At 76.4% G+C, this 14,294-nt stretch carries 10 protein-coding genes; 8 read left to right on the top strand and 2 right to left on the bottom strand.

The window, feature by feature from the left end; genetic code table 11:
- Positions 1–16 precede the first annotated feature (16 nt).
- From RMN57_RS26890 to RMN57_RS26865, 6 genes are all read left to right on the top strand, one after another.
- Positions 17–940, top strand: a complete 924-nt coding sequence (locus RMN57_RS26890) for a carbohydrate ABC transporter permease (RefSeq protein WP_313765871.1) — start codon at positions 17–19, stop codon at positions 938–940.
- A complete protein-coding gene (locus RMN57_RS26885; RefSeq protein ID WP_313765870.1) occupies positions 940–2,229 on the top strand; it encodes a 6-phospho-beta-glucosidase in 1,290 nt (429 codons plus the stop codon). Before RMN57_RS26890 ends, RMN57_RS26885 begins: the two co-directional genes overlap by 1 nt.
- Positions 2,230–2,360: 131 nt before the next feature.
- The gene (locus RMN57_RS26880; protein ID WP_313765869.1) at positions 2,361–3,380 is read left to right on the top strand and encodes a BadF/BadG/BcrA/BcrD ATPase family protein; all 1,020 of its coding nucleotides are present in this window, start codon (positions 2,361–2,363) and stop codon (positions 3,378–3,380) included.
- 283 nt (positions 3,381–3,663) lie between these two features.
- Positions 3,664–4,977 (top strand): MFS transporter, encoded by a 1,314-nt coding sequence (locus RMN57_RS26875; protein WP_313765868.1) that lies wholly within the window; start codon positions 3,664–3,666, stop codon positions 4,975–4,977.
- A complete protein-coding gene (locus RMN57_RS26870) occupies positions 4,956–5,249 on the top strand; it encodes a hypothetical protein (protein ID WP_313765867.1) in 294 nt (97 codons plus the stop codon). Before RMN57_RS26875 ends, RMN57_RS26870 begins: the two co-directional genes overlap by 22 nt.
- A 252-nt stretch (positions 5,250–5,501) precedes the next feature.
- Complete coding sequence (locus RMN57_RS26865) at positions 5,502–6,575, top strand: helix-turn-helix domain-containing protein (RefSeq protein ID WP_313767974.1); 1,074 nt, start codon at positions 5,502–5,504, stop codon at positions 6,573–6,575.
- A 328-nt stretch (positions 6,576–6,903) separates the two neighbouring features.
- On the opposite strand, the gene RMN57_RS26860 is transcribed toward RMN57_RS26865, so the two are convergent.
- Both RMN57_RS26860 and RMN57_RS26855 read right to left on the bottom strand, forming a co-directional pair.
- Complete coding sequence (locus tag RMN57_RS26860; RefSeq protein WP_313765866.1) at positions 6,904–8,535, bottom strand: FAD-dependent oxidoreductase; 1,632 nt, start codon at positions 8,533–8,535, stop codon at positions 6,904–6,906.
- A 117-nt stretch (positions 8,536–8,652) separates the two neighbouring features.
- Complete coding sequence (locus RMN57_RS26855) at positions 8,653–9,570, bottom strand: diiron oxygenase (protein WP_313765865.1); 918 nt, start codon at positions 9,568–9,570, stop codon at positions 8,653–8,655.
- A gap of 391 nt (positions 9,571–9,961) precedes the next feature.
- Here RMN57_RS26855 and RMN57_RS26850 point away from each other — a divergent pair, with 391 nt between their 5' ends.
- The gene (locus RMN57_RS26850; protein WP_313765864.1) at positions 9,962–12,607 is read left to right on the top strand and encodes a SpoIIE family protein phosphatase; all 2,646 of its coding nucleotides are present in this window, start codon (positions 9,962–9,964) and stop codon (positions 12,605–12,607) included.
- Between the two features lie 261 nt (positions 12,608–12,868).
- Positions 12,869–14,245, top strand: coding sequence for a nucleotide disphospho-sugar-binding domain-containing protein (locus tag RMN57_RS26845; protein WP_313765863.1), 1,377 nt, complete (start codon positions 12,869–12,871; stop codon positions 14,243–14,245).
- Positions 14,246–14,294: the final 49 nt, after the last annotated feature.

The following is a 14,294-nucleotide window of genomic DNA, read 5'->3' as shown; positions in this document are numbered from 1 at the left end:
CAGTGAGGACCCGATCATGACTCTCAGCCCGACCCTCGCCACCGGGGCGCCCGCGGAAGGGCCCGCGAAGGGGTCCGCCCGCCGCGTGCCCACCGCCGCCGCCCGCGCCGCCCGCCGGCGCACGATCCTCAACTGGGTGGCCGTCCACGCGCTGGCCGTCGCCGCCGCCCTGTTCTTCCTGCTGCCGTTCGTCTTCGCCTTCCTCACCGCGGTGATGACGGACAGCCAGGCGCTCACCACCGACTACTGGCCCACCTCGTGGGAGTGGGGCAACTTCGCCAAGGTCTGGGAGACGCCCGGCTTCCTCACCTGGTGGCGCAACACCCTGCTCTACGCGGGCCTCGGCACCCTGCTGACCATCGTCTCCAGCCTGCCGGTCGCCTACGCGCTCGCCAAGTTCCGCTTCCGCGGCCGCAACCTCGCCCTGGCGGCCGTCATCGCGATGATGATGCTGCCGCCGCAGGTCACCGTCATCCCGATGTACCTGTTCTGGGCGAAGCAGCTCGGCCTCGACGGCTCGCTCTGGCCGCTGATCGTCCCGATGGCCTTCGGCGACGCCTTCTCCATCTTCCTGCTGCGCCAGTTCCTGCTGACCATCCCCAAGGAGTACATCGAGGCCGCCCGGATCGACGGCTGCGGCGACCTGCGCACCCTGCTCCGGGTGGTCCTGCCGATGGCCAGGCCGGCCGTCGCCGCCGTCGCGCTGTTCCAGTTCTTCTACTGCTGGAACGACTACTTCGGCCCGCAGATCTACGCCAGCAACAACCCCGACGCCTGGACCCTCTCCTACGGCCTGGAGTCGTTCAAGGGCGCCCACCACACCAACTGGAACCTCACCATGGCCGCCACCCTGCTGGTGATGGCGCCGGTGATCGTCCTCTTCTTCTTCGCGCAGAAAGCCTTCATCGAAGGCGTGACACTGACAGGGGTCAAGGGCTGATGTCCTCACTCAAGCTGGCCATCGTCGGCGGAGGTTCGACGTACACCCCGGAGCTGGTCGACGGCTTCGCCCGGCTGCGGGACACCCTGCCGATCGGCGAGCTGGTGCTCGTCGACCCGGCGGCCGACCGGCTGGAGCTGATCGGCGGCCTCGCCCGGCGGATCTTCGCCAAGCAGGGCCACGGCGCCACCGTGACGACCACCTCCGACGTCGGGGCCGGCGTCGCCGGCGCCGACGCGGTGCTGCTGCAGCTGCGCGTCGGCGGCCAGGCGGCCCGCGACCAGGACGAGACCTGGCCGCTGGAGTGCGGCTGCGTCGGCCAGGAGACCACCGGGGCCGGCGGACTCGCCAAGGCCCTGCGCACCGTCCCGGTGGTGCTGGACATCGCCGAGAAGGTCCGCCGCGCCAACCCGGACGCCTGGATCGTCGACTTCACCAACCCCGTCGGCATCGTCACCCGCGCACTGCAGAACGCCGGGCACCGGGCCGTCGGCCTCTGCAACGTCGCCATCGGCTTCCAGCGGCGGTTCGCCGGGCACCTGGGCGTCGCCCCGGAGCTGATCCGCCTCGACCACGTCGGCCTCAACCACCTCACCTGGGAGCGCGGCGTCACCCTGCTCGACGCCCCCGGCGCGACCACCGGCCGCGAGGTGCTGCCCGAACTGCTCGGCGGCTTCGGCAAGGAGATCGCGGCGGACCTGCTGCTGCCGCAGCGGGTGATCGAGCGCCTCGGCGTCGTCCCCTCCTACTACCTGCGCTACTTCTACCAGCACGACGCCGTGGTGGCGGAGCTGAAGGCCAAGGGCTCCCGGGCCGCCGAGGTCGCCGCGATCGAGCGGCAGCTGCTGGAGCTGTACGCCGACCCCGCGCTGGACACCAAGCCCGAGCTGCTCGGCAAGCGCGGCGGCGCGTTCTACTCCGAGGCCGCGGTGCAACTGATCGCCGCCCTGCTGGGGACCGGCGGCGGGACGTCGGTGCAGGTGGTGAACGCCCGCAACGCGGGCGTGCTGCCGTTCCTGCCCGACGACGCCGTCATCGAGGTGCCGGCCGCGGTCGACGCCGCGGGCGTGCGCCCGCTGCCGCAGCGGCCCGTCGAGCCGCTCTACGCCGGCCTGATCGCGGCCGTCACCGCCTACGAGCACCTCGCCCTCGACGCCGCCCTGCACGGCGGCCGCGACCGCGTCTTCGACGCCCTCCTCGCCCACCCGCTGGTCGGCCAGATCGAGCTCGCCGACCAGTTGACGGACCGGCTGCTCGCCCACAACCGCGAGCACCTCGCCTGGGCCTGACCGGCCCGCCGCACCCGGCCCGCGCGCCCCGTCCGCCCCTGCGCGGAGGGCCCCGCGGGCCGGGCCGCGAGGAGACCCACCACCCCCGGCCGGGGACCACGGCCGGGCCACTGACGAGCCGCGGGGACCTCATGACCCACCAGCCCGAACCGCTCCTGCCCGGCGTCCTCGCCATCGACGCGGGCAACTCCAAGACCGACGTCGCCCTGATCGGCGCCGACGGCACCGTCCACGGCTCCGCCCGGGGCGGCGGCTTCGCCCCCCAGACCGTCGGCGGCGCGGCCGCCGTCGCCGGCCTCGCGCCCCTGGTCGAGGAGGCGGCGGCCGCCGCCGGCCTCCCCGTCGGCAGCGGCGTGCTGACCAGCCACGTCAGCGCCTGCCTGGCCAACGCCGACCTGCCGGTCGAGGAGGAGGCGCTGCGCGCCGCCCTGGAGTCCCACCCCTGGGGGCGCAGCACCACCGTCGCCAACGACACCTTCGGACTCCTCCGGGCCGGCACCGACGGCCCGCGCGGCATCGCCGTCGTCTGCGGCGCCGGCATCAACTGCGTCGGCCTGCTGCCCGACGGCCGCACCGCCCGGTTCCCCGCCCTCGGCGAACTGACCGGCGACTGGGGCGGCGGCGGTGGCCTCGCCCTCAGCAGCATGTGGCACGCCGTCCGCGCCGAGGACGGCCGCGGCGGGCCCACCGCGCTGGCCCCGGCCATCGCCGAGCACTTCGCGCTGCCCAGCACCGGCGCCGTCGCCGAGGCGGTCCACCTCGGGCAGCTGCCGTTCGCCCGGCTGCACGAGATCGTCCGGGTGCTGTTCGCGGTGGCCGAGGGCGGCGACGAGGTGGCCCGGGAGCTGATCGACCGGCAGGCCGACGAGATCGTCCGGCTCGCCGTCGTCGCGCTCGGCCGGCTGGACCTGCTGGACGAGCCCACCCCGGTGGTGCTGGGCGGCGGGGTGCTCGCCTCCCGGCAGCCGCTGCTGCTGGACAACGTCACCGCCCGGCTCGCCGCGGCGGCGCCGCTGGCCGAGCCGCGCGTCGTCGTCGCGCCCCCCGTGCTGGGCGCGGCCCTGCTCGGCCTGGACCACCTCGGGGCCGGCCCGGCCGCCCAGGCGCGGGTCCGGCAGGCGTACGACCGGGCGCCGCGGGTGGCGGCGTAGCGGCGGGGCCGCGTCTCGGGACTCCGTTCCCGCCGGGTCCGCACACCCGGCGGGAACGGGAACACGACGGGGCTCCACGGCCGGTACTCCGGCGCTGCTCCGGCGCCCCGTACGGCTGCCACGGCTGCTCCGGCTGCTCCGGCGACAGGTACGACCTCGTCCGGGACCCACCGGGCCGCATCGTCCGCATCGCCGAGCTCCACCACCCGTGACGGCGGGAAGCCGCCGTCCGCCAGGTGGGCGGCTCTACTGAATCCTTCGCTCATCTGATGAGCTGCCCCGCATGGACGAGGAGCAGGGCGACCGGCGGCGCTGGCTGGTGCTGGCGGTCGGGATGTTCGCGATGACCTCCGGGTGTGCGTTCCAGTTCGGGCTGCCGTACCTGATCCCGGCGCTGCGGGACGAGGGGCTGTCGCTCTCGCAGGCGGGCCTGCTGGCCGCGTGCCCGACGATCGGCCTGGTGCTGACGCTCACCCCGTGGGGGGCGGCGGCCGACCGGTGGGGTGAGCGGTGGGTACTGGCGTCCGGGCTGGGGCTCGGCGGTCTGGTGCTGCTGGGGGCGGCGCGGGTGCACGGCACGGTCGGTCTGGGGGCCTGCTTCCTGCTGGCGGGCGCGGCCGGGGCGTCCGCGCACGCCAGCAGCGGGCGGCTGATCCTCGGCTGGTTCCCGGCGCGGCAGCGCGGGTTGGCGATGGGCCTGCGGCAGACCTCGCTGCCGCTGGGCGTCGCCGTCGCGGCGCTGCTGCTGCCTCCGCTGGCCGGGCACGGGCGGGCGACCGCGCTGGTCGTGCTGGGCGGGTTGAGCCTGGGGGCGGCGCTGCTGGTGGCGGCGGCCGTCCGGGATCCGGCACGGCCGGCGGACGGTGACGGCAGGCGGGCCGGCAGCCCGTACCGGACGCCGGTGCTGTGGCGGCTGCACGGCGCCGCGACGCTGCTGGTGGTGCCGCAGTTCACGGTGTCGGTGTTCGCGCTGGTCTTCCTGGTGGACGAGCGCGGGTGGCCGCCCGCGGCGGCCGGTCCGCTGCTGGCCTGCGTGCAGGTGGCCGGGGCGGGCGCGCGGTTGGCGGCCGGGCGCTGGTCGGACGTGGCCGGCAGCCGGGTGGGCCCGATGCGGCGGCTGGCGCTGACCGCGGCCGGCGTGCTCGCGGTGCTCGCGGCCGGCGCGCTCACCGGCTCGGCGGTCGCGGTGTCGGCGCTGATGGCGGCCGGTGTGCTGACGGTGTCGACCAACGGCCTGTCGTTCACGGCCGTGGCCGAGTACGCGGGTTCGGCCTGGGCGGGCCGGGCGCTGGGCGTGCACACCACCGTGCAGAACGCGGTCGCGGCCTGCGTCGCCCCGACGGTGGGCGCACTGATCGGGGCGGTCGGCTACGGCGCGGCGTACGCGCTGGTCGTGGCGTTCCCGCTGGTGGCGGCGGTGGTGGTGCCACCGGTGCTGCACGAGAAGTCGGACCGGCCGACTTCTCGTGCAACCCGGGGCGGCTCCGGGACGCCCCGAACCGCCCGGCGCACCGGCGCGCAGGCGACCGGCCCCCGAGCCGCCCACGGCGCCGAGTCGGGTCTCCCGGAGTCGGCGTGGGACGGACCCGGTCGGTAGCGTGCTGCGGTTCGGACCCGGCGGCGATCGCGGAGTTCAGCGCCCCCGCGATGAAGGGCCTCCTGCGCGATGCGTACGCGCGGTACGACGTGGTCAGGCTGCTGGCGGTCGCGCCCGGGGTGATCGCCGTGAACGTGCGGCAGACGCCCACCGACCGCGACGACAACGTCGTCGAGAGCGCGTGGGGCGCCGCGCTGTACGTGATCGCCCGGCGGGAGGGCGGCTGGAGGATCGTGGCCGGCCAGAACAACGCGGTGGACGCGCCCCGCTGAGGGCGGGTCGGCAGCGGCCCGGCGGACGGCTTCCGGTGCCCACCGGCAGCGCACGCGGGCTCCGGCCGGAACGGCCGGTGGCCTGCGGCGCAGCGGAGACCCCCTGCTAGATTCGCCCACCGAAGAGCGGTCGGGCGGTCCGGGGGGACCGGGGGGAACCGGCGACCGGGACCGGGGGGCGGAACAGTGAGCAGAGTGACGGCGGCGGGCGACCGGCACCCCACGGAGCCGGACCTGCCCGCCGAGCTGGGCATGCACTGCCGCGACCTTCTGGACGACGTCTCCCGGACCGGGCGGCTGCTCCGGCGCGACGAGTTGGAGAGCCTGCGGACCCTCGGCGAGCGCGGCGCCGAAGCCGGACACGGGCTGCGCGACCTCGTCTCGCACTGCCTGGGGGCGGCCCGGCAGTCGTGGCAGAAGCTGCCCGGCAACGCCACCGCCGGCGGCATCGCCGACCTGCGCCGCACCGGGGACGCCGTCCTCGGCGCCGCCGAGGCCGCGCTCGCCGCGCTCGGCGAGGGGCACGAGCGGGCGCTGCGGCTCGCGGTCCGCCAGGAGGAATCGGCGCGGCGGGAGTTCATCCACGACCTGCTGTACGGCCGCAGCGACCTCGGGCTGCTCGCCGAGCGGGCCGAGCGGTTCGGGCTGCGCCTGGCCGGCCGGTACGTCGTGGCGGTCGCGGTCGGCGACGAGCCCTACGCGGACGCCCATCCGCTGGTGCACCGGGTGGAGCGGGAGCTGGCGGGCCGGTTCGGCGAGCAGGACGTGCTGCTCGCGGGCAAGGACGGCCGGATGGTCTGCATCGCGCCCGACGACGACCTCGCCGTGCTGGACTCCTTCGCCGACCTGGCGCTCCGCCCGGGCCCGGGCTACCGGCCGGTGCTGCGGGTGGCGACCGGGCGCGGCCATTCGGCCGCGAGTGGTGTGGTGCGCAGCTACGAGGAGGCGCTGGGTGCGCTGGACTACGCGGAGCGGCTCGGGCTGCGCTCGCAGCGGCTGCGGGCGGAGGAGCTGCTGGTCTTCCCGGTCCTGATGCGCGACCGGGCGGCGATGGCCGACCTGGTGCGCACCGTGCTCGGCCCGCTGACGACGGCCCGGGGCGGCGCGCAGCCGCTGCTGGACACCATCGCGGTGCAGGCGGAGGCGGCGTACGTGAACGCGGAGGCGGCCCGCCGGCTGGGGGTGAGCGTCCGGACGCTCGGCTACCGGCTGGAGCGCATCCACGCGCTGACCGGCTACGACCCGGCGGACGCCCTGCACCGCTTCACGCTGGAGACCGCGGCCATGGGCGCACGCCTGCTGGACTGGCCCGAGCGCCCGCTCTGACGCCGCTGCGGTGCGCCCGGACGCCCGGCCCCCCGGGCGCGCGCCGGAAGTCGGGTGGGCCGACTTCTCGCGCCGGCCTTCCGACGGGCGAGCCTGCACAGGAAGTCGGGTGGGCCGACTTCTCGTGCGGACCTTCCGACGAGCGAGCGCGCGCCGGCAGCCGACCCGATCGACTTCCTGCGCGGGCCAGCCGCACGCCGGCAGCCGGGGCCGCCGGCCACCGGCTCCCGCCGCCCACCTCCCCCGCAGGACGTCGACCCCATCGACTTCCTGCGCGGGCCATCGGCGGACTCACGGCGAACCCACGGTGAACCGACGGCCCCGCGGGTCAGTGGCGGCGCTGGCGGGTGGCGGCGAGGAGGGCGGGGACGGTGGTGAACTTGATCCGCGGGCGGCCGGCGGCGCGGCCGAGGTCGCGCTCGGTGCGGTCGATCGCGCGCAGCTCCCTCAGCCCGAGGGCGTCCGGCCGGCGGCTGCGGACCAGCCGGGCGAGCTCCTTGCCGCCACCGGTCGGGGCGGGCAGCACACCGGCGGCCGCGTCGTCCAGGAAGGCGTCCACGGTCTCCTGGGCGCAGGCCCGGTTGGCGCCGATCCCGCCCGAGGGGCCGCGCTTGGCCCAGCCGACCACGTACGCGCCCGGCAGCGGTTCGCCGGTCGCCGGGTCGACCACCCGGCCGGCGCGCTGCGGCACGGCCGCGGTGTCCGCGTCGAAGGGGAGCCCGGGCACCGGCACCCCCCGGTAGCCGATGGACCGCACCACCAGGCCGGCCGCGACGGTCCCCCCGCCGCCCCGGCCGTCCTCGACGCGCAGCCCCTCCACCCGGCCGTCGCCGACCAGCGCCGTGGGCGTGGCGAGGAAGCGCAGCACGATCCGCTTCCCGGGGCGTGGCGGCGCCGCGGTGTCGACCGTCTCCAGCGGCAGCCCGGCCAGCAGGGCCGCCTTGGAGCCGGGGGCGGCGTCGGCGAGCGCGGCCCGGACCTCCGGGTGGTCCGCCACCACCAGCTCGACGCCGGGCAGCTGCCGCAGGGCGAGGAACTCCGGCCTGGTCCAGGCCGCCTGCTCCGGCCCGCGGCGGGCCAGCAGCACCACCTCGCGGACCCGGCTGGTGCGCAGTGCGGTCAGCGCGTGGTCGGCGATGTCGGTGGCGGCGAGCCGGTCCGGGTCGAGCAGCAGGATCCGGGCGACGTCCACGGCGACGTTGCCGTTGCCGATCACCACGACCCGTTCGGCGGAGAGGTCGACGGCGTCGGCGGGCACCGTCGGGTCGGCGTTGTACCAGCCGACGACGGTGGTCGCGGGCAGGCTGCCGGGCAGGTCCTCGCCGGGCAGGCCGAGCCGGCGGTCGGCGGCGGCCCCGACCGCGTAGACCACCGCGTGGTGGTGGGCGGCCAGTTCGGCGTGGCTGAGGTCGCGGCCGACCTCCACGTTGAGGTGGACGGTGAGCCGGGGGTGGTGGAAGACGGAGGCGAAGCTCTCGGCGATCCGCTTGGTGGCCTGGTGGTCGGGGGCGACGCCGTGGCGCAGCAGCCCGCCGGCCACGGGCAGGCGGTCGATCATCGTGATGTCGGCGCCGGTGGTGCGGAGCAGCGCCTGCGCGGTGTAGCTCGCGGAGGGGCCGGTGCCGACGATGGCGACGCGCAGCGGGCCGAGGCCGTCGGGCAGGCTGCGGGGGAAGGTCGGCGCGCTCCAGGCGTGGTCGCTGGGGTGGTCCTGGAAGTACTGCCGGTTGAGGTCGCCGAAGACCGTGTCGGGGCCGGCGAGCCGGTCGACCGGGAAGACGGCGTCGACCGGGCAGGCGTCGGCGCAGGCGCCGCAGTCGATGCAGGCGGCCGGGTCGATGTACAGCATGTCGGTGCTGCCGAACGCGGGCTCGTCGGGCGTGGGGTGGATGCAGTTGACCGGGCAGACGGAGACGCAGGAGGCGTCGTTGCAGCAGGTCTGGGTGATCGCGTAGGCCATGGCCGGGGTGGGGTCCTCGCTGCGTGGGGGTCGGTCGGGGCGGGCTGCGGGACCGGGCCGGCGGCACCGCGTCCGGCGGCACCGCGGCCCGGCCCGGGCTCGGAGCACGTGCCGGGCTCAGAGCATGTGGATGCGGCGGTAGATCGCCGTCGAGGCGCGGGTGAGCAGGCCGGCCTCGGCCAGGAACGCCATCAGGTGGCGCGAGCTGGTGCGCATCATCGCCCTGCGGTGCTCGCTGCCGCGCACCTCGGCGACCGCCCGCTCGACGTCCAGGCCGGCCGCCCGGTAGACGCCGGGGTGGACCATGCTGCTGACGATGACGAACGCGCCGGCGGCGATGCCGGTGGCCGCGGCCCTGCGCCGCGCCGGGCCCGCGTACCGCAGCCGCTCGCGGATCTCCTGGCGGGCGAACTTCATGTGCCGGGACTCCTCGACCACGTGGATCCGGGACGTCCCGCGGACGATCTCCAGGACGTTCTCGCCGCGCATCCAGTCGCGCTGCATGACGTCGAGCACCTCCTCGGCCACGAGGATGCCGCCGTAGGCGAGTTCACCGCGAGCGGTGGCCTTGTAGAGGCGGCCGGCCTGGGCGATCAGCCGGTTCGGCTTGTACTGCGGGACGCCCATCTTCTCGCAGGCGCGGGCGAACATGATCGAGTGCCGGCACTCGTCGGCGATCTCGGTGAGCGCGAAGCGGAACTCGGCGCTGCCCGGGTCCTTCAGGTACTGATCGCGCAGCACCATCTGCTGCAGGATCATCTCGAACCAGATCCCGGTGGTCATGATCGAGCAGACCTCGTGCCGGGTGAGGGTGACCCGCTGCTCCTCCGACATCTCGTCCCAGAGGCGGGTGCCGTACAGCGTGCTCCACTCGGGATTGAGGCCGTAGTGGTCGTCGGGGAGCGGGGCCTCCCAGTCGATCTCGGTCGCCGGGTCGTAGGAGAGGGTCGCGGCCGACTCCAGCAGCCGCTTCGAGACGTCGTCGTCGGCCGTGGTGTGGCCGTGGAACCGTGCCGCCGTACCGGTCCGGGTCATGGCTGCCTCCAGGTGCGTGGCCTGCGAGGTCCCCGCCGACCCCGCTTATTGACGGAGAGTACAATAAGAGCTCCGGCCCGAGAACCCCTCGCGCAACCACTCCTCGCGCGACCACGCCCGGCACCGCCCGGCGCCGCACCGCATCGCCTCGCAGCGCCACGCCTCGCACCACCACTCGGCGCGCCCGCCGCACTGCGCGCCGTGCCCGCGCTCCCCCGTACCACTGGCGGCTGCGCCCGTCGGAGGGATGATGGCGGGGTGGGCGTGCACGGCCGGGAGCGGACGGGCGGCACGAGCAGCACGGTCGGTCGCGGGCCGGTCGCGGTCACGACCGCCGCACGGCGGGCGGCCGGCCGGCCGGACACGGGCGAGACACATCCGAGGGGTGCACATGGACAGCCGGCGGTTCCCCTACGTCGACCGCGCGGCCGGCGCGCTGCTCGACGCGGCCGGCCGGATCACCCGCTGGACGCCGGAGGCCGAGCGGCTGCTGTCCCTGCGGGCCGACGAGGTCTGCGGCCGGTCGGTCCGGGAACTGCTCGCGGACCCGGCCAGCTGGCCCGCGCTGCTGGCGGACCGGGTGCCGGGCACCTGGTCCGGCCAGGCCGTGGTGCGCTCCGGCCGGGGCGACGACCTGGGGGTCGTCTTCCAGGTGCTCCCGCTCGCCGCCCCCGCCCCCACCGCCGAAACCGCCGACGCCACCGGAACCGCCTCCACCACCGAAACCGCCGACGCCGCGACCGGCGACCCCGACGGGGCGGAGCCGTCCGCGCCGCCCGGGCCCGCGGAGCCGCGCTACTTCGTGCTCGCCGCCCCCGCCGGCCTGGTCGCCCAGTGGCGCCAGGACCAGGCGTTCACCCGCGAACTGTTCCTCCAGGACCGGGTGGGCCTCGCCGTCTTCGACGACCGGCTCCGGCTGGTCAGGACCAACACCCACCTGCTCCCCTACACCGGCCTCCCGCCCGACCTCGGCGGCCACCGCCTGGGCGACTTCCTCCAGGCCGCGGACGCGGCGGCGGTCGAGCGCCACCTGCACGAGGTGCTGGAGTCCGGCCGGCCGCTGGTGCTGGCGGAGGAGCTGGTCCGCACGATCGACGACCCGGGCCGCGGCGCGGTGATGGCCGTCTCGGCGTTCCGGCTGCAGGCACCCGACGGCAAGGCGATCGGCGTCACCGCACTGTTCACGGACGTGACCCAGCTCCACCGGACGGGCGAACGCCTCGCCGTCCTGCACCGCGCCACCGCCGCGGTCGGCAGCTCGCTCTCCGTCGCCAGAACGGCCGAGGAGCTGGCCTCGGTGCTCGCGCCCGGACTGGCCGACCTCGCGGTGGTCGAGATCGCCGAGGCGGTCTTCAGCGGCGACGATCCGGTGCCGGACCGCAACGGCCGGCTGCTGCTCCGGAGGGCCGCCGTCGCCGTCGACCGGCACCCCGGCTCCGGCGTCGACGCCTTCGCCGTGCCCGCCGCCGCCGAGCAGGTCCTGGTCGACGCCACCGACCCGCCGGGCGACCCCGGCAGCGCCACGCCCACCGCCACGGCCACCACGACACCCCCCGCCGAGGCCTCCGCCCAGCCCCCCGCCGACGACCCGTCCACCGCGATGACCGCACCGCTGCGCGCCCGCGGCACCCTGCTCGGCCGGGTGACCGTCCACCGCGGCCCGCGCCATTCGCCGTACGAGCCGGCCGACCACGACCTGCTGCGCGAGATCGCCGCCCGCGCCGCGCTGGCGCTCGACAACGCCCGCCGCTACACGCGCGAGCGCCGCGCCGCCGTCGGCCTGCAGCGGAGCCTGCTGCCGCCGGCGCAGACCGAGACCTCCGCGGTCAGCACCGCGAGCGTCTACCTGCCGACCGACACCGCCACCGGCGTCGGCGGCGACTGGTTCGACGTGATCCCGCTCTCCTCCGCCCGGGTCGCCCTGGTCACCGGCGACGTGGTCGGCCACGGACTGGAGGCCAGCGCCACCATGGGCCGGCTGCGCACCGCCGTCCGCACGCTCGCCGACCTCGACCTGGAGCCGGACGAACTGCTCGTCCACCTCGACGACCTGGTCTCCCGACTGCTGGCCGACGAGCACGAGCCCTACGCCGAAGCGCCCGGCGGCGGCCTCGACCAGGGGTGGGGGCTCGGGCTCGACCACGGCGGGAGCCGCCCGGACGGCTACGGCGAGGCGGCCCGGACGGGCGCCGGAGCGGCCGCGCCCGGCGGCCCCGCGGACGACGACACGTGGTCCGCCCCCCGCCGCGCCGTCGCCTTCGGCGCGACCTGCGTCTTCGCCGTCTACGACCCGGTGTCGCGGCGGCTGGCGGTCGCCTCGGCCGGCCATCCGCCGCCCGCCGTCGCCGCCCCCGACGGCCGCGTCGAGTACGTGCCGGTGCGCCCCGGCCCGCCGCTCGGCGTCGGCGGCCTGCCGTTCGAGGTGGCCGAGGTCGAGGTCGCCCCCGGCAGCCTCCTCGCGCTCTACACCGACGGCCTGATCCACGGCCACAGCGGCGAGGTCGACCTCGACGAGGGCATGGCCGAGCTGCGCCGCCGCCTCGCCAGGCCCGGCACCGCCACCGCCCCGCTGCCGGAGCTCGGCCGTCAGCTGGTCGACGGCCGCCCGGCGGACCGGCTCGCCGACGACGTCACGCTGCTGCTGGCCCGCACCCGGGCCGTGCCGCCCGAGTCCACCGCGACCTGGTCGGTGGAGGCCGACCCGGCCGCCGTCGCCGCCGTCCGCGAGCGGACCGCGGCCCACCTGACCGCCTGGGGGCTGGAGGACCTGGTCTTCACCACCGAGCTGGTGCTCAGCGAGCTGGTCACCAACGCCATCCGCTACGCGGGCGGCCCGGTGGAGGTCCGGCTGATCCACGCCGAGCGGCTGACCTGCGAGGTGTCCGACCCCAGCGCCACCCAGCCCCGGATGCGCCGGGCCCGGGTCACCGACGAGGGCGGCCGCGGCCTCTACCTGGTCGCCCAGCTCACCGACCGCTGGGGCAGCCGCTACACCCGGCACGGCAAGACCATCTGGGCCGAGCAGGAGCTGCCGTAGCGCGCCTGACGCGCCGGCGGATCACCGGACGGGCAGACCCCGGTGGCATGGTGACGCGGCCGCCGGGCATCCGTCAGCATGGTGTGCGCACCACCGTTCCCAGGGGCCGGTCGGCTTCGGCCCCCGCCGCGGCGATCGGACGTTGATCGGATGTTCATTCCGCTCGGCCACGGTGGTGCCGACGGCCCCGGAGCCGTCGTCCCCCTGCCGACGGCGCCGTCTCCCCCCGGCCGCCGCCCTCCCCCTGAAGGGAACCCACCCATGCCCAAGATCATCGTCGCGGCCACGCCCGCCGCCGGGCACACCGGTCCGCTGCTGCGGATCGCCGGCCACCTCGCCGGTCTGGGCCACGACGTGGTGTTCCTGGGCGGCGCGCGCTTCGCCGAGCCGGTCGCGGCGGCCGGCCTCGGCTTCCGCGCGCTGCCGGCGGAGGCCGACTTCGACGACCGCGACCTCGCCGTGAGCTTCCCGGAACGGGAGCTGGTGCCGCCCGGCCCGGAGCGGACCGCCTGGGACGCCATGCACATCTTCGGCGACCCGGTACCGGCCCAACTCGCCACCCTGCACGAGCTGCTGGCACAGTTCCCGACGGCCGCCCTGATCTACGACAGCCTCTTCCTGGGCGGGGCGGCGCTCGCGCTGGAGCGGAAGGCCGGCGACCGCCCGGCCGTGGTGGCCGTCGGCACCTTCCCGGTGATGGTGGGGAGCCGGGACACCGCGCCGTTCGGCCCGGGCCTGCTCCCTCCGACGGACGAGACCGAGCGGGCCCGCTACGCGGCGCTCGCCGAGCAGTTGGCGGAGCGGGGCCGGCCGGTGACCGAGCACGTTCGCCGGGCCTTCGCCGCCGCCGGCGTGGAGCTGCCCGCCGGCGAGCGGGCCAGGGCCGTCACCGAGGCCGCCGACCACTTCCTGCAGCTGACCGTGCCCGGCTTCGAGTACCCGCGCGGCGACCTGCCCGCCAACCTGCGGTTCGTCGGCGCCCTGCCGCTGCCCGCGCCGGACGGCGCGCCGATGCCGGCGTGGTGGCCCGAGCTCACCCGGGCCCGGGCGGAGGGCCGCAAGGTCGTCGTGGTCACCCAGGGCACCGCCGCCAACGGGGATGTGACGGCGCTGCTGGCACCGACGGTGCACGCGCTGGCCGATCGGCCGGACCTGCTGGTCATCGCGGCCACCGGCCGCCGGGACGGGGAGCGGCTGCTGGCCGCCGAGGTGTCCCGGCTGCCCGCCAACGTCCGGGCGGCCGGGTACGTCCCGTTCGACGCGCTGCTGCCGCACGCGGACGTGCTGGTCAGCAACGGCGGCTACGGTGGCGTGCACACCGCGCTCGGGCACGGCGTGCCGCTGGTGGTCGCCGGCGGGAGCGAGGACAAGCCGGAGGTCGCCGCCCGGGTGGAGTGGACCGGCACCGGGGTCAACCTGCGCACCGGCCGGCCGTCCGCCGAGGCCGTGGCGGCCGCGGTCGAGCGGGTCCTGACCGACCCCGGGTACCGTCGGCGTGCCGAGGAGCTGCGTACCGAACTGGAGGCCTATCGTGCGCTGGACGTGATCGCCGACCTGGTCGCCGGCCTGACCCCCACCCCGGCCGACCGGACCGAACCGGCCGACCTCGCCGGGGCACTGGCCGCCGAGGCCGGCTGAGCACCGCACCACGCAGCTTCCCAGCCCTCCCCCGCACCAGGGGCGGGCC

It is taken from the genome of Kitasatospora sp. CM 4170 (genome assembly GCF_032110285.1).
Lineage (GTDB): Bacteria > Actinomycetota > Actinomycetes > Streptomycetales > Streptomycetaceae > Kitasatospora > Kitasatospora aburaviensis.
This window is presented reverse-complemented; position numbering and strand designations above follow the sequence as displayed.

Coding starts and splice junctions, on each gene's coding strand:
- RMN57_RS26890 (WP_313765871.1), top strand. CDS start 17: ATGACTCTCAGCCCGACCCTCGCCACCGGGGCGCCCGCGGAAGGGCCC.
- RMN57_RS26885 (WP_313765870.1), top strand. CDS start 940: ATGTCCTCACTCAAGCTGGCCATCGTCGGCGGAGGTTCGACGTACACC.
- RMN57_RS26880 (WP_313765869.1), top strand. CDS start 2,361: ATGACCCACCAGCCCGAACCGCTCCTGCCCGGCGTCCTCGCCATCGAC.
- RMN57_RS26875 (WP_313765868.1), top strand. CDS start 3,664: ATGGACGAGGAGCAGGGCGACCGGCGGCGCTGGCTGGTGCTGGCGGTC.
- RMN57_RS26865 (WP_313767974.1), top strand. CDS start 5,502: ATGCACTGCCGCGACCTTCTGGACGACGTCTCCCGGACCGGGCGGCTG.
- RMN57_RS26860 (WP_313765866.1), bottom strand. CDS start 8,535: ATGGCCTACGCGATCACCCAGACCTGCTGCAACGACGCCTCCTGCGTC.
- RMN57_RS26855 (WP_313765865.1), bottom strand. CDS start 9,570: ATGACCCGGACCGGTACGGCGGCACGGTTCCACGGCCACACCACGGCC.
- RMN57_RS26850 (WP_313765864.1), top strand. CDS start 9,962: ATGGACAGCCGGCGGTTCCCCTACGTCGACCGCGCGGCCGGCGCGCTG.
- RMN57_RS26845 (WP_313765863.1), top strand. CDS start 12,869: ATGCCCAAGATCATCGTCGCGGCCACGCCCGCCGCCGGGCACACCGGT.